This window comes from Ensifer sp. D2-11 (assembly GCF_054161295.1).
In genome coordinates this window covers 266,231-288,423 of the sequence record NZ_CP096434.1, presented here as the reverse complement: position 1 = coordinate 288,423, position 22,193 = coordinate 266,231, and the positions used below count along the sequence as shown (strand labels likewise).

Annotated in this window: 25 protein-coding genes; 8 read left to right on the top strand and 17 right to left on the bottom strand. The window is 62.3% G+C overall.

Features of this window, described 5'->3' with window-relative positions; translation table 11 throughout:
- Positions 1-93: 93 nt before the first annotated feature.
- Both M1D34_RS18530 and M1D34_RS18525 read right to left on the bottom strand, forming a co-directional pair.
- Positions 94-909 (bottom strand): EAL domain-containing protein, encoded by an 816-nt coding sequence (locus M1D34_RS18530; protein ID WP_498783520.1) that lies wholly within the window; start codon positions 907-909, stop codon positions 94-96.
- Between the two features lie 21 nt (positions 910-930).
- The gene (locus tag M1D34_RS18525; protein WP_498783519.1) at positions 931-1,674 is read right to left on the bottom strand and encodes a hypothetical protein; all 744 of its coding nucleotides are present in this window, start codon (positions 1,672-1,674) and stop codon (positions 931-933) included.
- Between the two features lie 275 nt (positions 1,675-1,949).
- Here M1D34_RS18525 and M1D34_RS18520 point away from each other — a divergent pair, with 275 nt between their 5' ends.
- Both M1D34_RS18520 and M1D34_RS18515 read left to right on the top strand, forming a co-directional pair.
- Positions 1,950-3,362, top strand: a complete 1,413-nt coding sequence (locus M1D34_RS18520) for a sensor histidine kinase (RefSeq protein WP_498783517.1) — start codon at positions 1,950-1,952, stop codon at positions 3,360-3,362.
- Positions 3,359-4,018, top strand: coding sequence for a LuxR C-terminal-related transcriptional regulator (locus M1D34_RS18515; RefSeq protein WP_498783515.1), 660 nt, complete (start codon positions 3,359-3,361; stop codon positions 4,016-4,018). The genes M1D34_RS18520 and M1D34_RS18515 overlap by 4 nt, the downstream gene beginning before the upstream one ends.
- On the opposite strand, the gene M1D34_RS18510 is transcribed toward M1D34_RS18515, so the two are convergent.
- The 6 genes from M1D34_RS18510 to M1D34_RS18485 all read right to left on the bottom strand — a co-directional run bounded on the left by M1D34_RS18510 (position 4,008) and on the right by M1D34_RS18485 (position 8,798).
- Positions 4,008-4,460: a hypothetical protein gene (locus M1D34_RS18510; protein ID WP_498783513.1), complete on the bottom strand. Its 453-nt coding sequence runs from the start codon at positions 4,458-4,460 to the stop codon at positions 4,008-4,010. The genes M1D34_RS18515 and M1D34_RS18510 overlap by 11 nt on opposite strands.
- 389 nt (positions 4,461-4,849) lie before the next feature.
- Complete coding sequence (gene minE / locus M1D34_RS18505) at positions 4,850-5,113, bottom strand: cell division topological specificity factor MinE (protein WP_003526351.1); 264 nt, start codon at positions 5,111-5,113, stop codon at positions 4,850-4,852.
- Positions 5,110-5,925, bottom strand: coding sequence for a septum site-determining protein MinD (minD, locus tag M1D34_RS18500; RefSeq protein ID WP_010976171.1), 816 nt, complete (start codon positions 5,923-5,925; stop codon positions 5,110-5,112). The genes minE and minD overlap by 4 nt, the downstream gene beginning before the upstream one ends.
- 97 nt (positions 5,926-6,022) lie before the next feature.
- A complete protein-coding gene (gene minC / locus M1D34_RS18495) occupies positions 6,023-6,772 on the bottom strand; it encodes a septum site-determining protein MinC (RefSeq protein WP_498783510.1) in 750 nt (249 codons plus the stop codon).
- 291 nt (positions 6,773-7,063) lie between these two features.
- The gene (locus M1D34_RS18490; RefSeq protein ID WP_127668825.1) at positions 7,064-7,315 is read right to left on the bottom strand and encodes a YjiS-like domain-containing protein; all 252 of its coding nucleotides are present in this window, start codon (positions 7,313-7,315) and stop codon (positions 7,064-7,066) included.
- Between the two features lie 439 nt (positions 7,316-7,754).
- A complete protein-coding gene (locus M1D34_RS18485) occupies positions 7,755-8,798 on the bottom strand; it encodes an aldo/keto reductase (RefSeq protein ID WP_498783507.1) in 1,044 nt (347 codons plus the stop codon).
- Between the two features lie 74 nt (positions 8,799-8,872).
- Between M1D34_RS18485 and M1D34_RS18480 the strand changes: the two genes are divergently transcribed.
- On the top strand, positions 8,873-9,268 hold the full coding sequence (locus M1D34_RS18480) for a hypothetical protein (protein WP_162145506.1): 396 nt from the start codon (positions 8,873-8,875) through the stop codon (positions 9,266-9,268).
- 50 nt (positions 9,269-9,318) lie between these two features.
- Here the strand turns inward: M1D34_RS18480 and nadE are convergent, their stop codons facing one another.
- Genes nadE through asnB form a run of 4 tightly spaced genes read right to left on the bottom strand, consistent with a single transcriptional unit; the run spans position 9,319 to position 14,125 of the window.
- Positions 9,319-10,323 (bottom strand): NAD(+) synthase, encoded by a 1,005-nt coding sequence (gene nadE, locus M1D34_RS18475; RefSeq protein ID WP_498783505.1) that lies wholly within the window; start codon positions 10,321-10,323, stop codon positions 9,319-9,321.
- Positions 10,320-11,867 carry a class I adenylate-forming enzyme family protein gene (locus M1D34_RS18470; protein WP_498783503.1) on the bottom strand — a complete coding sequence of 516 codons (1,548 nt, stop codon included), beginning with the start codon at positions 11,865-11,867 and terminating at the stop codon, positions 10,320-10,322. Before M1D34_RS18470 ends, nadE begins: the two co-directional genes overlap by 4 nt.
- A 27-nt stretch (positions 11,868-11,894) precedes the next feature.
- The gene (locus M1D34_RS18465; RefSeq protein ID WP_010976177.1) at positions 11,895-12,161 is read right to left on the bottom strand and encodes an acyl carrier protein; all 267 of its coding nucleotides are present in this window, start codon (positions 12,159-12,161) and stop codon (positions 11,895-11,897) included.
- 26 nt (positions 12,162-12,187) lie between these two features.
- On the bottom strand, positions 12,188-14,125 hold the full coding sequence (asnB, locus tag M1D34_RS18460) for an asparagine synthase (glutamine-hydrolyzing) (RefSeq protein ID WP_028006220.1): 1,938 nt from the start codon (positions 14,123-14,125) through the stop codon (positions 12,188-12,190).
- 354 nt (positions 14,126-14,479) lie between these two features.
- On the opposite strand from asnB, the gene M1D34_RS18455 reads away from it, so the two are divergent.
- On the top strand, positions 14,480-14,602 hold the full coding sequence (locus M1D34_RS18455; RefSeq protein ID WP_013850378.1) for a hypothetical protein: 123 nt from the start codon (positions 14,480-14,482) through the stop codon (positions 14,600-14,602).
- On the opposite strand, the gene M1D34_RS18450 is transcribed toward M1D34_RS18455, so the two are convergent.
- Positions 14,599-14,976 (bottom strand): hypothetical protein, encoded by a 378-nt coding sequence (locus M1D34_RS18450; RefSeq protein ID WP_498783500.1) that lies wholly within the window; start codon positions 14,974-14,976, stop codon positions 14,599-14,601. The two genes, M1D34_RS18455 and M1D34_RS18450, sit on opposite strands and share 4 nt — an antisense overlap.
- Here M1D34_RS18450 and M1D34_RS18445 point away from each other — a divergent pair.
- The 4 genes from M1D34_RS18445 (at position 14,960) to M1D34_RS18430 (ending at position 17,611) form a co-directional block, all read left to right on the top strand.
- A complete protein-coding gene (locus tag M1D34_RS18445) occupies positions 14,960-15,136 on the top strand; it encodes a hypothetical protein (protein ID WP_498783498.1) in 177 nt (58 codons plus the stop codon). The two genes, M1D34_RS18450 and M1D34_RS18445, sit on opposite strands and share 17 nt — an antisense overlap.
- A 191-nt stretch (positions 15,137-15,327) precedes the next feature.
- On the top strand, positions 15,328-15,804 hold the full coding sequence (locus M1D34_RS18440) for a VOC family protein (RefSeq protein WP_498784295.1): 477 nt from the start codon (positions 15,328-15,330) through the stop codon (positions 15,802-15,804).
- A 197-nt stretch (positions 15,805-16,001) separates the two neighbouring features.
- A complete protein-coding gene (locus M1D34_RS18435) occupies positions 16,002-16,916 on the top strand; it encodes an aldo/keto reductase (RefSeq protein WP_498783496.1) in 915 nt (304 codons plus the stop codon).
- 38 nt (positions 16,917-16,954) lie between these two features.
- On the top strand, positions 16,955-17,611 hold the full coding sequence (locus M1D34_RS18430; protein ID WP_498783494.1) for a DUF6064 family protein: 657 nt from the start codon (positions 16,955-16,957) through the stop codon (positions 17,609-17,611).
- A gap of 7 nt (positions 17,612-17,618) precedes the next feature.
- Here M1D34_RS18430 and M1D34_RS18425 read toward each other — a convergent pair whose 3' ends face one another.
- The 4 genes from M1D34_RS18425 to M1D34_RS18410 form a co-directional block, all read right to left on the bottom strand.
- Positions 17,619-18,518 carry a carbohydrate ABC transporter permease gene (locus M1D34_RS18425; protein ID WP_013850375.1) on the bottom strand — a complete coding sequence of 300 codons (900 nt, stop codon included), beginning with the start codon at positions 18,516-18,518 and terminating at the stop codon, positions 17,619-17,621.
- Between the two features lie 13 nt (positions 18,519-18,531).
- Complete coding sequence (locus M1D34_RS18420; protein ID WP_010976183.1) at positions 18,532-19,464, bottom strand: carbohydrate ABC transporter permease; 933 nt, start codon at positions 19,462-19,464, stop codon at positions 18,532-18,534.
- Positions 19,465-19,656: 192 nt separating this feature from the next.
- Complete coding sequence (locus M1D34_RS18415; RefSeq protein WP_010976184.1) at positions 19,657-20,961, bottom strand: ABC transporter substrate-binding protein; 1,305 nt, start codon at positions 20,959-20,961, stop codon at positions 19,657-19,659.
- A 134-nt stretch (positions 20,962-21,095) separates the two neighbouring features.
- On the bottom strand, positions 21,096-22,163 hold the full coding sequence (locus tag M1D34_RS18410) for an ABC transporter ATP-binding protein (RefSeq protein WP_003526380.1): 1,068 nt from the start codon (positions 22,161-22,163) through the stop codon (positions 21,096-21,098).
- Positions 22,164-22,193: the final 30 nt, after the last annotated feature.

Genomic DNA, 22,193 nt, shown 5'->3' with positions numbered 1-22,193 from the left:
CAATCACATACTCGATATCTGCAACCCCGTTCTAACTCTTGGAATCGATCACGTTCATGCTTTTAGGTCGACCCGACCAAAAAGCTTCGTGATCTAGGAATGCAGCTGGCGCGATCCCGAAGATCTGGGTATGGCGGCCGGCAGCGGCGCCGGCTGGCCACAATAGACGGGGTACAGCGTCGGCTCGGACAGAAGGAAGCCCTGCACATGCGTTGCGCCGGCCTTTTTGACGGCTTCGAGCTGTCCGTAGGTCTCGATGCCCTCGATGATCACCGTCGGCGCGACGCATGAAGCAAGCCCTACCAAATGATGGAGGAACCCCTTGCCCTTGCCCACACCCTGGCCGCGGCCGATGAAGAATGCGTCCAGTTTCACGATGTCGACGGGAACGGACAACAGTGATTCCGGCGTCGAGTGACCCGTTCCAAAACTGTCCAAGGCGATTCTGTAGCCCAGTGCGCGTGCGCCTTCGATGAACTCCGCCGCCATCGGCAGAGTGGCCAGCGGCAGGCACTCCGTTATTTCGAGAACCAGGCGCGAGGCCATTTCCCGATTTCGCGAAAGCAGATCGTAAAGTTCCGACCAGGTGTTCTGGTCGAAAATATTGCCGGCCGAGATATCGCAACCCAACACGCCTGACGGATTGCAGTCGAGCCACTCGAATGCGAGACCGACCATGTATCGATCGAACGACGCAACACGTCCCGACGCTTCGAGAAAAGCAGTGAATTCCTCGCTCGTCCTGACCGCTCCGTCACGTTCTACGAGTCTGCCGAGGCACTCCGAATAGAGCACCTCGCCCGTATCGTCGACCGCATTGACCTGCTGCAGGGAAAAGCCTATCCGCCCCTCCCGCATCGCTTGGGTCACGGCGCCGGCGACACGGTCGAATCTTCTCAGATGTTCCATCCGGCGACGCGCCTCGTTCGGTCAGTTTTCGAGCGCGATGTCCTCATCAGGCGTCGTGTCGAGAAGGTGCTCACGAATATCGTCTATCTTCCCGACGGAGGTTCCGACGCCGAGCGTTTCCTTGACGTCTTCCAGTGTTGCGTCCGTCACTTCGCCGCCATTCGTGAAGCTTGCAATCGCCTCGCGCAGCGCTTCATCGCTGAGAGCCGGATCGGTCGGGATGACGTCCGAGCCGAATTCGGCCTCGAACTCGGCATAGGCGATCGCATAGGCGGAGATTGCCGCCATCCGCGGGTCGTTCGAGTTCAGATAGGCGTGATAGTTCCGGCCGAGTGAGCTCAGCTTTGCCGCTTCGGCCTGCGAATTTTTAGGCTTCGGCGTCGGGACAGCCGTTTTCGTGGCCCTGGCCTTGACTACCTTGCCGGACTTGCCGGTGGCCGCACGTTCGGACTTCCTGCCGTGCTTGAACAGGTCCTGGAGGAAACGAGGCGTGCCCGCACGTTCGCCGCCCGATCTGCCCGAATGGGATCGAGCCTTCGCATGGCTTCCGCTATTGCCGTGGTTTCCGCTCTTGCCGTGGCCGCCGCCATTGCCGTTGCCGCCACCACCATTGCCGCCGCCGCTGCCGCCACCGTTGCCCCCACCGTTGCCATTGCCGCCCTTGGCGAAGGCGATGTCCGATATGCCGGGCGTAATGCCCGCCAGGGGCGCACCTGCAAGCGCCAGCGCAATAAGACCTCGTCCGACGAATTTGGAAACAGGCATGAGGGCCTCCTATCGAATGTCGCGGCCGTTGTTGCTCCGGCCGATTTTCTGCTTCAATTGATAAAGCGATAGCGTGCAACTGGCGCGGGTTCCACCGTCGCCGGACCAATGCGCCGGTTGATAGGACTTAGGTCCGTGGGCACGGTCGTCAAAAGTCCCAAGATGCGCTATGACCAAGGGGTAAGGGATGGCGCGCGTTGACCGGCCGGCCGGAGATGCTAATTTGTCGGTTGCAAAGAACGCAGCAGTGCCGGCGACGAATTGAGCGGGCCATCGTGAGATTTCTCGTGCACGTCGACGACCTCATCAGACGGTGGAACTCTCAGCCGCTGGCAAAGCAGTTCCTGATTATCGGTGGCTCGGTAGCGGCTGCGGCGATGCTTGTCGTCGGTGCCTTCGTGACGAGCCTCATAGAGGAAGCCGTGACGCGCAACTCCGCGGCAACCACGGCGCTCTATGTCGACAGCGTGATTGCGCCGCTCCTGCCCGACATGCAAACGACGCAGGTGCTCGACGACTCGGTCGCACGGGCGCTCGACGAAACGCTTGGGCAGGGCGCTTTGGGCGATCGGCTCGCGTCGTTCCGACTTTGGCGGGCCGACGGCACCGTTCTCTATTCGAGCGAAAAGGCCATGGTTGGTCAAAAGTACGAGCTGGGTCCGGAGCTGACGGCAGCATTCGACGGCGGCATGGTCGCTCGCTTCATGCCTCTCGACGAGGCCGACGGCGAGACGGAGCGCCTTTCGAACAGTCCTCTCCTGGAGATCTACAATCCCCTTCTCCAACCCTGGTCCGGTGAGGTGGTCGCCGTCTCGGAATTCCACGAGATTGCCGATGAATTCGAGCAGAGCCTCAATCGGGCGCGGCTTCACACGTGGATCGCCGTTGCCGGCTTCACGCTCGCCTTCTTCATCGCGCTTTCGGCCATCGTCCTGCGCGGCAGCAGAACGATCGAGAAACAGCGCCATGCGCTTGGGCAGCGCGTCGATGAGCTTTCGGCGCTGCTTGCGCAGAACGAGGCACTGCGCGCGCGCCTGCGCCAGGCATCCCAGCGTGCGACCGCGCTGAACGAAACCCTGTTGCGGCGGATCGGCGCCGACCTCCATGACGGACCGGCGCAGCTCGTGGCTTATGCTTCGCTTCGGCTGGACAGCAACAAACTTGTCAGCCCCTCGACGCCCGCCGAACTGCGCGAGCGTGAGATCGCCGCCATCAAGGGCAGCCTCGACGAGGCGATGAACGAGATCAGGACGCTGTGCAACGGGCTGGTGCTGCCGCAGATAGAGACTGCCAGCCTGAGGGAGATTCTGGAGCGTTGCGTTCGCGCCCATGAACAACGAACGGGAACGACCGTGGACTTGTCGATGAGCGACCCGCCCGAGCGCCTTTCCGCATCGGCCAAGATCTGCATATACCGTTTCGTGCAGGAAGCACTTAACAACGCCTTTCGTCACGGCGGCGGCATCGCTCAGCGCGTGACGCAGAACACGAACAGTGACAAGATTACCGTCGAGGTTGCCGATGGCGGTCCGGGCTTCGACCCAAGCGAAGTACGGCCGACGAGCCTCGGCCTCGCGGGTCTTAAAGGCCGCGTCGAGAGCCTCGGCGGAACATTCGAGATCAACCCCAACGCGCCCGGCACCATCGTCCGGATGTCGCTCGGCCTCGAGGAAATGGAGCAGGCATGATGACGGGAATTCGAGTAGCCGTGGTCGATGACCATCCTCTGTTCAGGGAGGGTGTGACCCGGAGCCTGTCGGAGATCGACGGGTTCGAGATCGTCGCGGAAGGCGGGTCGCGGGACGAAGCGGTCGCGATTGCGCAAAGCCTCAACCCTGACGTCATGCTGCTCGACATCTCCATGCCGGGCGGCGGGCTGAACGCAATTCCGGCGATCCTGAGCGTCGCGCCCTCGCAGAAGATCGTCATGCTGACCGTTTCCGAGGCGAATGACGACGTCGCGGCAGCCCTGAAGGAAGGCGCGAAGGGTTACATTCTCAAGGGCATCGGCGCGAGGGCGCTGGCGGAAGTCATTCGCACCGTCGCCTCAGGCGAGAGCTATGTCGCCCCCACCCTTTCCGCCAAGCTGCTGACGGGGCAGCTGGCCAATTCTGCACCGGCCAAGTCCAACCTCGTTGCCGAGCTGACGCGGCGCGAACAGGAGGTCCTGCACCTCGTCGCCTCGGGAATGAGCAACAAGCAGATTGCCCGAAAGCTAGATCTGCACGAGAAAACGGTGAAACATCACATGACGCAGATCATGGCGAAGCTCGACGTCGCCAACCGGACGGAGGCGGCCATGGTGCTGCGCGACGCGCTCGACTGGCGTCCGGTCAGTCAATGAACGACAGAAGCCGTCTCCGGTCGGCCGACGTCGCACGCCGGTTGACGATCGTGCGCCCGCGCGAATCCTTCATGATGTAACGGGCGCCTTCGATCACCTCGCTGATGCCGTCCCGGTGACGTACGCGCAGGATGGAGCCGCCGCCTTCCACGGACGTCGCTGCTCTTCCGCTTGCCCGGCCGGAATTCGAATTGCCGCCGCCTTTGCCGTTCGAGCCGCCGCCCCTGCCATTCCCGTTTCCGCCGCCGCCACCGTTTCCGCCGCCTCGTCCGCCACCGCCACCGCCACGTCCGCCGCCGCTACCGCCTCCCTTGGCGAGAGCGGACTGCGGTTCCAGTTCGATGCCTGAGCCCGACAGCGCGATTTTGTAAGGCGATACGGCGACGGGAAGGCCGACCGAAACCCAGCACAGTGCTGCGAGAAAGTTTCGACGCGTGACCATCACGCTCCTCCTGAAGAGTTTTACCGGCCTGCGCCTGACGCGGTCTCGCGAATGCATTGACGCTTTCACCGATCGTCGGCATCGCCGCCGACGCGACAACAGTCCACCGGGAAAGCCCAACATTCGCTTTCGCCAGCTGTTGCGCCATCTTTGTTCACGGTCTGGTCAGTGCGTCAACTGCAATCGAGGTGGTTCAGACGTTTCGCTTTCACCGGTCGGACGATCGTCCGATGCGATTCGGACCAAAGTCCGACGATGGGGCAAGGCGGCCAGGCGAAAGCGGCTCTGCAGCCTCTCGAATGAGAGGCTGCAGAAAAAGGTTATCCATCCGGTAGCCATTGTGCAACCTGCCGGGCTCGGTGATGCTGCGGTCCGGCGACGCGGCCGGCTCAGGCCGCCCTCACGCCCGCCTTCATCGGGATCTCGATGTCGACTTCGAGCGTGGTGACGTGCTCGCCGCGTTCCATCGTGACGTTGACCTTGTCGCGGTCGACCTGGACATGCTTGGCGATGACGGCGAGAATTTCTTCCCGAAGCACCGCCACGAGATCCGACTGGCCGACCGACGCGCGCTCATGCGCCAGCAGCACCTGCAGGCGCTCGCGCGCCGTCGGCGCCGAGGTCTGCTTGCTGAAGAAACGGAAAATGCTCATGCTGCCCTCCGTCCGAATATCTTGCCCAGGAAGCCACGCTTCTCGCCGGGAATGGTCATCGGTACCGTTTCTCCCGCGAGGCGGCGCGCAGCATCCAGATAGGCACGCGCCGGAGCGCTGCTGCTGTCGGCGAGCGTCACCGGGGCACCGAGGTTGGAAGCCTTGAGAACGTCCATGCTCTCGGGAACGATGCCGATGAGCGGGATGGAGAGTATCTCGAGGACGTCATCGACCTTGAGCATGTCGCCACGCTCGGCACGGACGGCATCGTAGCGTGTCAGCAGCAGGTGCTTCTCGACCCGCTCTCCGCGCTCTGCCCTTTCGGTCTTGGCATCGAGCAGGCCGATGATGCGGTCGGAGTCGCGAACGGAGGAGACTTCCGGATTGGTGACGATGACGGCGAGGTCGGCGTGGCGCATCGCGAGCGTCGCGCCGCGCTCTATCCCGGCCGGGCTGTCGCAAATGATCCAGTCGAAGTGTTTCCTGAGTTCTTCCATCACCCGCTCGACGCCCTCGGGGGTCAGGCTGTCCTTGTCGCGGGTCTGCGATGCCGGCAGCAGGAACAGGGTATCGAGCCGTTTGTCGCGGATCAGCGCCTGCGGCAGCTTCGCGTCGCCCTGGATCACGTTGACGAGGTCGTAGACGACCCGGCGCTCGGCGCCCATGACGAGGTCGAGATTGCGCAGCCCGACGTCGAAATCGACGACGACCGTTTTCTCGTTGCGCTGCGCCAGCGCCGCACCCAGTGCGGCGGTTGACGTCGTCTTGCCGACGCCGCCCTTTCCAGATGTAACTACAACTACTTTCGCCATCTTCCCGCTCCTGTTGTCAGAGCGGGATGAGGAAAACTGTGAGCGGTTTTCCGCCCGCATCCCCGCTCTAATCCGATAAATCCCGCCGGCAACCGGCTCAGTTAAGTCTTTCCGCCATGATCGAATCGCCTTCCAGCCAGAGCTGGACCGACTGGCCGCGCAGATTGGGCGCCATGTCCTCGGCCGTCTTGTAGACGCCGTCGATCGCCAGCAATTCCGCTTCGAGCCGGCGGCAGAAAATGCGCGCAGACGCGTTTCCGACCGAGCCTGCCAGCGCCCGCCCTCGGAGCGTCCCGTAGATATGGACCGAACCTCCTGCGACGATCTCCGCGCCGGATGCGACAGAGCCGACCACCGTCACGTCGCCTTCCGGGAAGATGACCGACTGTCCGGAACGAACCGGTTCCCGGACGATGATCGATGCCGTCGCCCGCACCGGCTGAACCTCCTCCGTTGTAATCGGCGCAGCGGCCTTTCCCTTGCCGGCCTTCGGCGGATCGGTCGGATCGGTCTCAGGCACCTCGAAATCGGGCGCCGGCCGGCCGCCCTTCATGGCAGGCGGCATTCCCGGTTCGAAGAGCGAGGGACGTCCGCCTTCGATCCCCATGACCCTGACATTGCGCTGGCCGAGCTCGTCGAGCAGGCTCTTCAACTGTTTCCGGTCGATCTCGAGATCCGCCACGTCGAGCACCACCGGGCGCCCCAGGAAGAAGCCCGCCGAACGCGAAGCGAGGTCATCGAGCCGGCCAAGCCACCAGTCGAGCGGCAGTTCCGGGGAAAGCACCAGCGCCAGGAAGGAGCGGCCCTTGATGCGGATCGAGCGAGCGTCTGTTAGCACTTTGGTCATCTTCGTTAATTTTTGGTTGCCAAGATGTAGGCGAGCCATGGTTAACAAATGGTTAACCGGGCCTCCTTCTTTGCCTGATCTTCGGTCCGTTTCGCCTCCGCACGACGTGGAGATTTCCGTGACGTGCGAGACCATCTGTCCGCAACGAGACTCGACGGAACCGGCGACCAGTTCTAGGCAGCATGGTGACGATGGGAGCTTGCACAGGGCTGACGGCGGGAGAAGGGCATCAAAAAGGAGAGAGGAAGTTTCGGTTCCTCTCTCCTTTTGCTGCAGGCCGACCACTGCAAGTCAATCCGGGCGCCCTGCCTTAGCCTGAATGAAGGCGCCTATGTCCCAGATGGGGACTTCCTCCTCCGCCTCCGGAAGGCCGATGTCTCGGCGCATCCGGTTCGACAGATGGGTGATCTGGTTTTGCGCCTGACGGCGCCTCCAGGCGGCCGACATTAGCGCGCGTGCGGTCTTCCAGACGCCGAATTTCCGGTAAAGTTCATCGACCGTCGCCGCGAGGGGTTCGACAACTACAGCTTGTGGTTCACGCATGACTGTCCGTCCCGGCGCAGTGACGCAGCCAGGTCCTTTCGAGGATCAGAGACGTGCGGATGCGGAACGCAAAAATGCGAACAATCGCCCCGTCATCCGGTCACGTCAGGTAAAAAGGGAAGCGCCAAAAGGCGGAAATGCGGGCTTGTGAGCCTTGGATCAGTAGCGGCTGAAACCAGATGCGCTACGCATCGAAGGCGTGATAGCCGTTCCGCCGCAGAGGCGCACAAACACGAGATTGGAATCCATCTTACGCCTCCTCTGATTTGAATTGCGGATGAGGTGATCCTTGCACGAGACCGGCCGATCGGCAAGTACTCAATTTCGAATTGCAGCCCCCGAGCGATTTCCGTTGCAGGAAAGCAACACTTTCCGATTGGAAGGCCGATCTCCGCCGCGAAGGCTCAAATCGATCGAGCTGCCCTGAGCGGCCCGCCGATCACCGCCCGCCGGCGGGTCGATCCACGCCGGTCGGTCCTTTGCGGAGAAGCGCATCGATCTCCGCCATTATTGCGGCCGGCAATGGCCCCAGCTGCATCGCCGCGAGATTCTCCCGGACCTGCGCCTCCGACTTGAAACCGGGTATGGGGAAGGTGCTGGGCGAACGGGCGAGAAGCCAACCCAGCGCACCCTGAGCCAAGGTTCTGCCGCCCGTCTGGAGAAGCTCCCTGAGCTCTTCAAGGCGCCGGAGATAGTCGGCACGCGGCCGTCCGTCCTCGAAGAACCGCACCCAGCTGTGACCGGCTGCGCGCACGTCGTCGTCAGGCAGGCGCGTATCAGGATTGAACTTGCCGGTCAGAAATCCCATCGCCAATGGCGACCGGTTCAGGCTTGCAAGATCGGTGCTCTCGCACATCGCCAGCATATCGGGCCCGTTCGTGAAGACGTTGAGCTCCTGCTGAACCGCGACGAAATGCGGAAACTTCACCATCCGCTTCGCGCCGGCGGCGTTGTCCGTGCTCCAGCCCCAGAAACGGATGGCACCTGTCTCCGCGAGCTTTTCAAGTGTCTCGCCGGCAGCATCCGCCTGATCGTGCGACAGTTCGCCGACATGTATCTGATAGAGGTCGATATGGCCGGTGCCCAAACGCTGGAGCGACGCCGTGCAGGCCTGCTCGATATAGGAAGGGCTGACATCCGTGCCGATCAGGGCACGTTTGGCACGGTCGTAGGTATATCCGAACTTGGTTGCGACGATTGCCTCGCCTCTTCGCCCCTTGAGGGCTCGGCCAATGACCTCCTCGCTATGACCGGTTCCATAAGCGTCGGCGGTGTCGATCAGCGATGCACCCATGTCGAGCCCGACATGTATTGCTCGGATCGACTGTTCGTCATCGACCTCTCCCCAGCCGTCCGCCTTCCCGTCGAGGGTGAAGAAGCCTCCGATCGCCCAACAGCCGAGGCCGATCGATCCGGCGGAGAGGCCGGAGCGACCCAATGGTCTGTGCTCGATCGCTGATACGTCGCTGGCAAGCATGATCATTCTTCCCTTTGTGGAACGATGCTCGCGCACTATGTCACCGCCCAAACGGCGCCCGGAAGTTCCGATTCTGCAGGGTGTTTTTCGCCGATGAAAAATCGGCCGGTGCGGCAATCCGGCCTCGGCAGCGCATCGAACCGGCAGAAAAGACAGTCAATTCAGCTGGTATGTTATTGCTTGGCGAGACTCATGTTACGCTAACGGCGCATCTCCGGTTGAACGCATGGCGGCCGCTTCTCTACTCGCCGTCGTGCAGTCAATCGAAGATGATCGTCAGCAGCGGAGAAAACACCATGAACCGCAACGTTATCATTGGCATTATCGTGCTCGCGATTATCATTCTCGCGGTCATATTCTTCATGCCAGGGACGGCTGAAACGCCCCCGGCGACTGAAACGACTCCCCCGGCGACGACGGAGCCCGCGCCCACAGAACCGGCACCGGCACCGACGACACCTGCACCCTCTCAATAAAGCCGGCCGATCGCACGCCCCGTTCAGAGACGGGGCGTGCGATCGGATCCTTACTCGATCTCCTCGACCGGCTGCACCAGCTGCGGCCCGAGATGCAGGTAGCGCGTCGCCTTGCGCTTGGCGGCAATGTCGGCCCAGACGCGCTCGACCTGAGCCACGCCTAGATTCGCCGCGCGTCCGACCTCGTCGGCACTGAGTCCGTTGTTGAGGCCGAAGAGGCAGAGGTCCATGCGGTCATAAGGCAGGGAGAAATAGAACTCCTCCTGCGTCTGCTCGAGCGAATAGGTGTCGGTGGTCGGCGGCCGCCGCCGGATTTCCTCGGGAATGCCGAGATGTCCGGCGAGCGCATAGACCTGCGACTTGTAAAGATGGGCGATCGGTTTGACGTCTGCCGCGCCATCGCCATTCTTGACGAAGAAGCCCTGGTCGTATTCCAACCTGTTCGGCGTGCCGAGCACGGCGAAGTTCAGCCGGTCGGCATGGTAATATTCGATCTGCTTGCGGGTGCGCTGCTTCATATTCGTCGCGGCGACGATGCCGAGATAGACGGAAGGCGGCATGCGCAGCTTCCTCTGTTTGCCTTCGGGGTCCTGCACCACGAGCGAGGAAATGTTGTAGCCGTCGCCTTCGAGCGCATTGGCGATGACGATCTTCGACGCCCAGCCCGGGCCGTAATCGGGGACGAGTTCGCGAATGAAGGCATCGCGCCGCTGATAGCAGCCCATGGCATCGAGCGTCGGTCCGATGTCCTCGACCACCGCCTCGACACCGAACGTCTCGGCGACCAGGCGGCCGAGGCGCAGGCTTTCCGGGTCGGAATCGTTCTCCGGCATGAAGAGGCAGAAGACGTTCTTCGCACCGACGGCGCGCACGGCCAGTGCGACCGAGACGCTCGAATCGATGCCGCCGGAAAGGCCGAGTACGAGGCCGCGTTTGCGCAGGCTGCGCAACTGGGCCCGCAATCCGGCGACGATTCGGTCGGCCTCCGCAGCTTCGTCGATTTTCAGCGTGTCGGCCGAGAAGACGAGCCTGTTCTGGTCCGGTCGGATATTCATTCTGCGGGCTCCAATGTTTCGGCCGCAAGGCGGCGGCTGACTTTTCCTGTATCCGTCTTCGGCAATTCGGTGCGGAACTCGACGATCTTCGGCACCATGAAATCCTCGAGATGGCGGCTGCAATGACGGATGATGTCCTTCTCCGTCAGCGTCGGGTCCGACAACACGACGAGAGCGCCGATCGCGGCTCCAAGCACCGGATCGGGAACACCGATGACCACGGCCTCGGCAATTCCCGGATGCGCATGCAGCACGGTCTCGACCTCCTTGGGCGCCACCTTTTCGCCGCGCGTCTTGATGATGTCGTCCTTGCGGCCGACGAAATAGAGGAAACCCTCCTCGTCGGTACGGAACAGGTCACCGGTGTGAAGCACCTTTTCCCAGGGGTTGGGGCCGGGGCGGAGCATGCGCTCGGTCGCGGCGTCGTTGCGCCAGTAGCCCTGCATCACATGCGGGCCGCGAATGACCAGTTCGCCGGGTACACCGGGCGGTACCCGGTTTCCCTCGTCATCGACCACGAAGGCTTCGGTATTCGGTATCGCGATCCCGACGGAACCCGGGCGCCGGTCGAGCTCTTCCGGCGGCAGATAGGTGCAGCGCTTGCATTCCGTCAGTCCGTACATGGAATAGAGCCGGGCGCCCGGGAAAAGCTCCCTCAGGCGGGCGATATGCGCCGGCGGCAGTGCTGCCGCGGTGTTGGAGAGATAACGAAGGCTCGGCAGGAAGCCGGGTTCGAAATCACGCATCTGCAGGATCATCGCCGCCATGGTCGGCACCAGCGGGAAGCCGGTAACCCTTTCGGTCCGGATGCGGTCGAAGATCGCCTGCGGGAAGGCGAATGACTTTTCGAGCACGAGCGTCGCGCCGAGCCGGATCGCCATCAGCAGCTGATAGAGCCCGTAGTCGAAGGCGAGCGGCAGCACGTTCAGGATGATGTCGTCAGGCGTGTTGCCGAGATAGGTGGTGATCGACTCCGAGGCCGCATCGATATTGCGATGCGTCATCATCACGCCCTTGGGACGGCCGGTCGAGCCGGAGGTATAGATCAGCATGCCGAGGTCGACGTCGATGCCGCCGTGGCGGACGGGGGCGGGTGCAGCCGTCAGGCATTCCTCGAAGGAAGCGGCACCGTCCGGGATGCGGCCGCCCGGCGCGGCGGTCGAGGCGACGAATGGCGCATGGCCGGGAGCAAGCGCCAGCGCCTCGGCAACGACCGGCATCAGCTTGGCCTGCGTCAGGATAGCCGCCGCCTCGCAATCGGCGACGATATAGGCAAGCTTGTCCGCCTTGGTCGAAGCATTGATCGGGCTGAAGGTCGCTCCGGCCTTCAGGATCGCGAAGATCGCGGCGGCCGCCTCCCAGCAATTGTCCATGAAGACCAGAACCCGATCGTTCCGCTTCACGCCGTTTTCGGCAAGAGCGGCGGCGAGGCGGGTCGAAAGATCGTCGAGTTCGGCATAGCCGAGCCGCCGGCGATCGGTGACCAGCGCCGTCTTTGCCCCGTTGGCCGCGGCGTTCCTGATGAGGAATTGCTCGAACCGCATGATGGTGATGCCCCCGCCCTTCGCCGCTTACGCCGAGACCGGCACGGCGGCTTTCGCTTCGATGAAAGCCGAAATCCGCGCGAGCGAGTCGAGATTTTGCGGGACGATGTCGGCATCGGCCATCACGATCCCGAAATCGTCTTCGATGAAGGCCACCAGTTCCAGAACGCCGGTCGAATCGATGATGTCGTTCTCGATCAGCGAAGCGTCGTCCGCGAGTTCGTATGCGCTGTCGCCGAAGAGAAAGTTCTCGATGACGAATGCCTTGACCTTGTCCTTAATCGCTTGGGTCATTCCACTATCCTTTTTTCCAACGGTTTTTACGCGGCCTCAGCCTTGCGAAGGCTGGTGCCGGTGAATGTCTGCAGCCAGAGTTGCGTCGACAGGACGCCGACGAAGGCCGCGTTGTCGCGAAAGCCCGAGGCGGGGCGCGACTGGCATTTCTCGTAGAGTTTCGTTACCGCTTTGGCGTTGAAGAGCCCGCCGGCGGCGACCGCGTCCTCGCTCATGGCGGAGCGCACATAATCGAGTTCGCCCGCGCCGCTGAAGGAGTGGCTGTCCGGAGCGCGATAGGGCTGCTTCGTCCGCCGGCCGATCGCCGGCGGCAGCAGGTCTTTCGTCGCCTCGCGCAGGATATGCTTCTCGACGAGCCCTCTGAGTTTCATTTCCGGCGGCAGCTTTGCGGCGAATTCGACGAGGCGGTGGTCGAGGAACGGGAAACGGCCCTCGATCCCATGCGCCATCGCCATGCGGTCGCCCTGGCTCGAGAGAATATATCCGGGCAGCAGGAAGCGGCTTTCGAGATATTGGGCCTGATGCAGCGGATGCCAGCGGCCGAAGGCGGCGGGGAGCCGGCTGACCAATTCTTCCGCCGCATCATAGCCCTTGAGTTCGGCGCGCAGGTCCGAGGAGAAGAACATCTTGGTTGCCGCCGTGCCCTTGAGGCGTGGCCGATGCGAAAAGAGCGGGTCGTCGAGGGCCACGTCGCCGGCGCCGAAAAAGGCGGCGAGATACTCGGCCGACTGCTGCTGCAGGCCTGGCAGATAGGGGTAAAGCTTGCGGAACAGATGCGGCCTGATCCGCGAGCCGGGTTGCCGGCCGCAGAAACGGCGGACGCGCGCTTCCTTGAAGATATCGTAACCGGCGAAAACCTCGTCGGCGCCCTCGCCCGTCAGCACTACTTTCAGACCCGCCTCGCGCACCAGGCCGGACAATTTGTAGAGCGGCGCGGGCGCAGTGCGGATGATCGGCTTCTCGGTAAAGCGGATGACATCGGGAAAGTCCCTGGCGATGTCGCCGGCGCGGCATGCGACCGCGCGGTGTTCGGTTCCGAGCGCCGCTGCCATCTCCTCCTGGAATGCGCTTTCGTCATGCTCCGCGCTATCGAAGGTGACGGAGAAGGTGCGCAAGCCTTGGGACGTCATCCCGGCCGCCAGCGCCGAGATGATGGACGAATCGAGGCCTCCGGAAAGATAGGCGCCGACGGGCACATCGGCCCGCATGCGGATCCGCGTCGCGTCCGTCAGGAGCGCGCGCAATTCCTCCGCAGCGCGGCTTTCCTCCGCATAGGCTGGGCGCTCGTCCCGGTCCGGATAGTCGAGCTGCCAATAGGGCCTTGTCGTGGTGCCGTTCTGATCGGCGATCATCAGATGCCCGGGCTCGAGCTCGTGGATGTCGCGGAAGGGCGTACGCGGCGCGATCGGCGCCCATAGGGTGAATATCTGGTCGAGCGCGATCGGGTCGATCTCTGCGGAGACACCCGGAACTTCGAGGAGCGCCTTGACCTCGGATGCGAAATAGAGCGTGCCGCCTTTCAAAGTGTGGAAGAGTGGGCGCACACCCATGCGGTCGCGCGCGAGCATCATCCGGCGCCGGCGTGCGTCCCAGATCGCGAAGGCGAAATCGCCGTTGAGGAGAGAGAGACAGTCCTCGCCCATCTCTTCGTAAAGATGGAGGATTACCTCCGTATCGCTGGAGGTGCGGAACCGGCGGCCTCTGGCGCGCAGTTCGTCGCGCAGCTCCACATAGTTGAAGATTTCGCCATTGAAGGCGATCGTCAGCTCGCCGCTCGGGTCGGACATCGGCTGCTGGCCGTCCCCGAGCCCCACAATCGACAGCCGAACATGACCGAGGCCCGCACCCGGCGCGGTGAAGATCCCACGCTCGTCCGGGCCGCGGTGGCCGATCGCGGCCGTCATCCTTTCGAGAAGGGGCTTACCGTCCCGTATTGAACCAAGATACCCGCCGAATCCGCACATGCCTATTCGCTCTCACGCCCGCAATGACACCCTAAATATAGCCTGAATACCGGCGAGAATAGTTAATCAGCGGAGCTTTTTTCAATAATGGTAAATTGTCTTCTTGGCCTCAATAATAATCGCCGCATCCTTGCGCCGCTTAATATTCGTATTTACTTTGATACGTTTTTACACTTATTTTACGAAAATTGGATCGGCGGACAAATCGTGCAGTCTTAACAGATCGATAACGGGACCGCGCGCCGACAGGTTCTTTCATACGGCAGGTCTCGAGGCGTGGAACCGCGTAGTTTCCATTTTGTTAAGAAAAAGCGTCCAATCTTAACGTTTGAGCTGCACATCTCGGAGCACATGATGAGCTACGATTGGACCGGCGAGCGGACACGTCGGATGAAGATGATGAGATATGCGATCGCCATTGCGCTCGCCCTCGGGCTGATTGCCGGCGCGGCGTCCTGGACCCTGCAGACCATCTAAGCCGTATCGCATTCGGCTTGCCCGGCAGGCAAACACACCCGATACATCTTTCCTAACTCGAATTGAGTAAGGGCTAAACCTTGACGCGAGCGCGCGCCGGGAGTGAAATCCGCGTTGAGGCGTATGCCTTGAGGCCGACCGCCGAATACGATTGAGGAGGCGGCCTCACCAGTTTCGAGGGGGCGATAGGTGGACCCCGCCGCATAACCGATCAGCAGCAGCGCGGGTTCACCTATCGGGTCGGTGCCGGCCAGTTCGATGGCACACCGAAACGCAAATTCCTTCGCGATTTGCAAAATGGCGCGGGAACAAAGCAGTTCCTTGCGTGTTCTTCGACGCAGCCGCGTGGAGGGTCGAATGCAGAGAAAATTCATGCCGACGGACGTATTCCTGCGCCTCGAGAAGGAATGGCAGCACATGCGCCGTGCAAAGCACAATCTCGAGATCGAGGCCGTTCCTGCGAACGATCAGCGCATCGACGGTATCAATGAACTGGAGCCCTCCGCGACCCCGCGGAACGCGCATAGGAGCTAGTCCGCTTCGCCCCTAAAATTACGACGATCATTGCGTAGGTGCAAAAAGGTAGAGCCGATGCGGGCGCAAAGCTGCACGCATCCGCTCTACCTGGAGGCGTGGAAGATATTCTGATGGTGTCTGTCGGGAACCGCGAATCCCGAACGTCCTTGGGCCGTACAGAATGTCCCCTTATCGAAGGAGATCCTTCCATCCCCAAGATTATCTCCCATCTCTGGTTCCCGGAAAACGCGCGTGAGGCGGTCGACTTCTACGTATCGACGATCCCGAATTCCGCCATATCGGGCAGCACCACCGTGCCCGCCGAAACACCCAGCGGCCCGCCGGGCAGCGTCACGGTGATCGAATTCAGGCTCGGCGACCAGAATTTCACCGCGCTCGAAGCCGGTCCTCTCGATCCTTTCAACCACGCTTACTCGATCCAGGTCGCCTGCGACAGCCAGGAAGAGCTCGACCGCATCTGGGAGGCCTTCCTCGACAATGGCGGCCAAGCGGAGCACTGCGGCTGGCTGAGGGACCGCTGGGGCCTGTCCTGGCAGATCGTTCCCCGCGTCCTCGGCGAGATGATCTCGGATGCGAACCGCGAAAGAGCGAAGCGCGTGACGGAAGCCATGCTTGCCATGGTAAAGTTCGATATCGCCGCACTCGAGCGGGCTCACCGCGGTTAGCTTTACAGCACCGCGCTCACGACTTCGTGGCTGCAGAGTGGCGCCGCAGGGGTTATTATCCCGCCCCGTGAGCCACAGGCTAGCGCGGGCCGCATCCCGCGTCTCAACTTGTTGGAATCGATCACGTTCATGCTTTCAGGTCGACCTGACCCAAAAGCATCGTGATCTGGAGAGCTTCGGGCCGAAGGGAGCGAGCGATGACTTTCACGCGGCGCGCAGTCGTTCAGGGGCTAGGCATGGGTATGTCGCTGCCGCTTGTGCCGCGGGCGTGGGGCCAGGCTGCCGACCTCACGAAGCGGGTCATACCGAAGAGCGAAGAACCGCTGCCGCTTGTCGGCCTCGGCACCTGGATCACCTTCAACGTCGGAGACGACCCTGTACTGATGGACGAATGTGCCGCGGTGATCGCTGCCTTCTTCGAAGGCGGCGGTCGCATGATCGATTCCTCGCCGATGTACGGATCGTCCCAGCCGACCATCGGCTACGGCCTCGGCAAGCTCGGATATCCGAAGCAGCTCTTCTCGGCGGAAAAGGTCTGGATATCGGACCCCGGCGAAGGCGCGGCCCAGATCGAAGCATCGAAGGACTACTGGGGCGTCGATAAATTCGATCTCATGCAGGTTCACAATCTCGTCTCCTGGGAGGAGCACCTGCCCGCGCTCTTCGACATGAAGGCGGCAGGCCGGCTGCGCTATGTCGGCATCACCACCTCGGAGGGGCGCAGGCACCGCGAGATCGAGCAGGTCATGGTGAGCCAGCCGATCGATTTCGTCCAGGTCACCTACAATATCCTCGACCGCGAGGTGGAGGAGCGCATCTTGCCGCTGGCGCAGGAGAAGGGCATTGCCGTGATCGTCAACCGGCCGTTCCGGCAGGGCGATCTGATCCGGCAGGTTGAAGACGAACCGTTGCCGGACTGGATTGCGGAGACCGGCGCTCGCAGCTGGGCGCAGTTTCTGCTGAAGTTCATCATTTCGCATCCGGCGGTCACCTGCGCAATCCCGGCGACGACGCGCGTCGACCATGTACGGGAGAATCTGGAGGCCGCAAGAGGCATCCTGCCCGACGAGAAGCTGCGCGGACGCATGGCCGCCTATGTGGAGGCGCTCTGAAGCATGATCCTGTCGCGGCGTGATACGGATTTGACGTGATGCCGGACTGGGCGACCTACACGCTCGCGGATTTCCTCATGTTTTCGCCGCGCGTCTATTTTCGCCTCGTCGAACGCTACAATCAGGGACTCTGGCCGCTTCAACTGGTCTTCGTTGCCGGCGCGCTTGCCATCCTCTTCGCCACTGCAACGGACGGTCGGCGCGCCCGCGCCGCGGCCATGGCGACGCTGGCCCTGGCCTGGCTCTTCTGCGCGTGGCAATTTCTGTGGCTGCGTTACTCCACCATAAACTGGGCGATGTCCTATGCAACGGCGGCCTTCATGCTGCAGGCCGGTTTGCTGCTTGTCGCGATCCGGTGGACGCAACGCGGCGCATTGCCCGCGAACAGCCTGCGCCGGCGTGGCGGCATCGGCCTGATGGTGTTCGGCTCGCTCGGCTATCCTCTCGGCCCGCTGCTTGCCGGCCGCGCGCCCGCCTCGGCCGAGTCCTTCGGTGCAATGCCGGATCCGACCGTTGCCGTGACGCTCGGCGCCCTCGTGGCGCTCATGCCGCAGAAGCTGTGGCTGCTTCTGCCCATTCCGGTCCTCTGGTGCGCCTTCAGCGCCCTCACCCTTCTGGCCCTGGAGGATGCGGGCGCCTGGGCACCTTTCGCGGTGATCCTCGTGACATTTGCCCTCCTCCTCGTCAGACGATGAGGGAAACTCACTCCTTCACCGCTCCCGTCATCGACGACACGTAATAATCGACGAAGAAGGAGTAGAGAATGACCACGGGCAGCGAACCGAACAGTGCGCCCGCCATCAGCGCGCCCCATTCGAAGACGTCGCCGCGCACCAGTTCCGTCAGCACGCCGACCGGTACGGTCTTGTTCTCCGAGGACTGGATGAATGTCAGCGCGTAGATGAACTCGTTCCACGAGAGCGTGAAGGCGAAGATGCCGGCCGATATCAGGCCCGGCACCGCGAGCGGCAGGATGATCTTCACCAGAATCTGCCAGCGCGTGGCTCCGTCCACCAGCGCGCTTTCTTCGAGTTCGAAGGGGATCGAGCGGAAATAGCCCATCAGGAGCCAGGTGCAAAACGGTATGAGGAACGTCGGATAGGTGAAGATCAGCGCCAGCTTGGAATCGTAGATGCCGAACTTGAAGACGATGAAGGCGAGCGGGATGAACAGGATCGACGGCGGCACCAGATAGGCGAGGAAGATCAGCAGCCCGACGGGCCGCGCGCCGGTGAAGCGCACCCGCTCGATCGCATAGGCCGCGAAAACCGATGCGGCAAGCGACAGGATGGTCGAGCCTACGGCCACCAGCATCGTGTTCCAGAGCCAGCCCGGATAGGAGGTCTCGAAGAGCAGATATTTGATGTGGTCGAGCGTCGGACGGACCACCCAGAACGGGCTGTAATTGTTGTAGTCGGTCAGCTGCGCATTCGGCTTCACCGCCGTGATCGCCATCCAGTAGAACGGGAAGAGCAATACGAAGACGAAGACCGCCATCGGCAGGTAAAGCACCACGATCCGCCGCGGCAGGCGGTTCAGATAGCTCATGCCCTCGGCCGTGTCGGTGAGGACCTCGTCGTCAACTCGTGTGGTCGTGTTCATTTTGTCCTCCCGCTCAATCCTGGCCGCCCTGCTGCCATTTGCGGCGTTGCAGGCCGAAGAAGCTGAACATGATGGCGGCGAGCAGGAAGGGGATCATGGCGACGGCGATCGCCGCCCCCTCCCCGAGCTGCCCGCCCGGAATGCCGCGCTGGAACGAGAGCGTCGCCATCAAATGGGTTGCGTTGACCGGCCCGCCCTTGGTCAGCACGTAGATCAGCTGGAAATCGGTGAAGGTGAAGAGCACCGAGAAGGTCATGACGACCGCGATGATCGGGGTCAGCATCGGCAGGGTGACATAGCGGAAACGCTGCCAGCTGGTGGCGCCATCGAGCGAGGCTGCCTCCTGCAGCGAAGCCGGGATCGTCTGCAGGCCGGCGAGAAGCGAGATCGCCACGAAGGGAATGCCGCGCCAGACATTGGCGGCAATGACGGAAGCGCGCGCGTTGTTCGGGTCGCCCAGGAAATTGATCGGCCCGTCGATGATGCCGAGCTGCATCAGCGACCAGGAGATGATGGAAAACTGCGAATCGTAGATCCACCAGAAGGCGAGCGCCGAAAGCACCGTCGGCACGACCCAGGGCAGGAGCACGATCGCGCGGAAGAAGGATTTGAAAGGCAGGTTTTCGTTCAGCAGCAGCGCCAGCCAGAGCCCGAGCACGAATTTCAGGATCGACGCCACGAAGGTGTAGAGCAGCGTGTTGTAGACCGACAGCCAGAAGACCGAATCCCGGGCCAGGAATTCGTAATTCTCGATCCCGATGAAGACGCCGTCGCGGCCGATGCGGGTGTCGGTGAAGCCGAGCCAGACGCCCAGCCCGAGCGGATAGGTCAGAAAGCAGATCAGAAAGACGGCTGCCGGCAGCATGAACAGGAAGCCGAGCACATTGTTGTTCTGCATCAGCGAAGCCGTGGTGGATGGCTTTCCGGACGGCGTTATGGAGGACATCGGGCTTCTCCGGCTGGAGGAACGGATCTCGAGGCATTTGCCGGCAGCGTTTGCTGCCGGCTTTGAGGCGGCCCTACTGCATGTTTCCTTTAATCCTATCCGATTAAAGGACAAAAACATGCAGCAGATCAAAGTGCTACAGCGACCTTTGCGCGTCTGTTAAGACGCGCGGCGCTGTAGGCAGCGGCTGGATCAGACCCGATAATAGCGGTTCGCCCGCCGTTCGGCCTCGATGACGGCGTCTTCCGGCGTCGCCTGGCCGGTGACCGCACTGGCGAACATGTCGACCAGGACGTAGTCGGCCATGACGCCTGCCGAGGCATAGCCGAGGGGTCCGGCATAGCCGTTCGGCCGCAGCGTCTCCGAGGCGCGCGCATAGGGTGCGTGGATCGGGTCCGAAGTCCAGACCGGGTTGTCGGCAAAGGCCTTCAGCGGCTGGCAGCAATAGGCACTCGACCCCTCGATCCAGGCGTTCATCTGGTCGGCTTCCATCATGAACTTGAGATAGGCCTTGGCGGCTTCGGGATACTTGCTGTGCTTGAACAGCAGGATCGAGCTCGTCTGGTGGAGTTCGACGCTCTGGCCGACCGGACCGACCGGGAAGTTGGTCGTGCGGATGTCGGCTGCAAGCTCCGCAAGGGCCGCGTCCTTCTTGGCCGCATAGTAGAGCGACACGCCGTTTGCCGTCAGCGATACCTGCCCCGCAAGGAAGGCGCGGTTGTTGTTGATGTCGAGCCAGCTTTCGGTACCCGGGATGAAGGTCTCGTATAGCGACTTCGCGTAATTGACCGCAGCGAGCGTTTCCGGGCTGTTGATCGTGACCTTGCCGCTCTCGTCGACCATCTTGCCGCCATGGCTCCACAGAAGCCAATGGGCGTAGTTGTTGCCGTCACCGACCGCTTTTCCATGGGGGAAACCGGCCGGGGTTCCCTTGGCTTTGAGAGCCTTGCAGAGTTCGAGAAAGCCGGCCGTGTCCTTCGGGAATTCACTGAAGCCGGCCGCCTTCATGTGGCTCTCGCGGTAGCAGACGGCGTTGCCGATCGCGGCCAGCGGCATGGCGATGAACTGCCCGTCGCGGCTCGCATAACCCTTCAGGCCGTCGTACCATCCTCCATATTTGTTGCCGAGATAGTCGGCGAGCTCCGTCAGGTCGACGAGCTTGTCCGGATATTGATGTGCGTCGTCGAACCAGCACATCACCATATCAGGGCCGGAGCCGACATTGGCGGCAACCGCCGCCTTCGGCCGGATGTCCTCCCAGCTTTCCTTGTCGATGCGGACTTCGACCCCCGTTGCCTCCGTGAACTTCTTGGTATTGGCGATCCAGGCGTCTTCATCGCCCTTGACGAAGGGCGTCCATCTGAGAAGCCTGAGGCTTGCCCCCTCCTCCGGCTTGTAGCTCGGCTCGGCCTGCGCGAAGGACGGGCGGATGCCCAGACCCGCAACGCCGGCGAGTGCGGCGGAGGTCGCGAGAAAATCACGTCTCTTTATCGGCATGCTACTCCTCCTCAAAAAGCGGGAGCGTCTTTCTCCGCATTCACCGTCCCGCTTGGCGAATGCGGCTTGAGCGATGCCGGCCACTGCCTGGCATCTTTATTGGCCCACGAAGGCTCCTCCCTTCGTCAGCGACGTCAGGCGACCAGCCGCCGTCCGGTTCCGGCGTCGAACAAGTGCACATGCGCGGCATCGATTGCGAGATGGATCGTTTCGCCGGGCTTGGCATTCACCCTCTCGCGGAAAACACAGGTCACATCGTGGCCGCCGAGCCTTGCGATCAACTGCGTCTCGTAGCCGGTCGGCTCGATCACCGCGATTTCGGCCGGCAGCCCGTTCGGATCGAGAGCCATGTATTCGGGCCTCAGTCCGTAGACGAGATCGCGCCCCTGGGCGGCTGCCGCCGGCCGCGCCACGGGCAGAGCCGTTCCGTCGGCCGTGAGGAAGACACTCGGGTCGGCCGGATCGAGACGGCCCTTGAGCATGTTCATCGCAGGCGAGCCGATGAAACCGGCCACGAAGAGATTGGCGGGGTTGTCGTAGAGCTCGAGCGGTGCGCCGATCTGCTCGACGATGCCGTCATGCATGACGACGATCTTGTCGGCCATGGTCATCGCCTCGATCTGGTCATGCGTCACGTAGACGGTCGTGGTCTTCAGCCGCTGGTGCAGTTCCTTGATCTCGGCGCGCATGGCGACGCGCAGCTTTGCATCGAGATTGGAAAGCGGTTCGTCGAAGAGAAACACCTGCGGGTCGCGCACGATCGCCCGTCCCATGGCGACACGCTGTCGCTGACCGCCGGAAAGCTGACGCGGATAGCGGTCCAGCAGCTTCGAAAGGCCAAGAATTTCGGCCGCCACACCGACGCGCTTGTCGATTTCGGATTTCGGTCTGCTTGCCAGCATCAGCGAGAAGGCCATGTTGTCGGCGACCGTCATATGCGGATAGAGCGCATAATTCTGGAACACCATGGCGATGTCGCGGTCCTTCGGCGGCAAGCGGTTGACCACCTGGTTGCCGATGCGGATTTCGCCCGCGGTGATGTTTTCGAGACCCGCCAGCATCCGGAGCAAGGTTGATTTGCCGCAACCGGAAGGGCCGACGAGAATGACGAACTCGCCATCCTCGATCTCGATGTTCACGCCCTTGATGACAGGGAAAGCACCGAAGGACTTCCGGACATCGACAAAATCCACGCCTGCCATTTGCGTTCCTCCCAGAACTGATCTTTATCC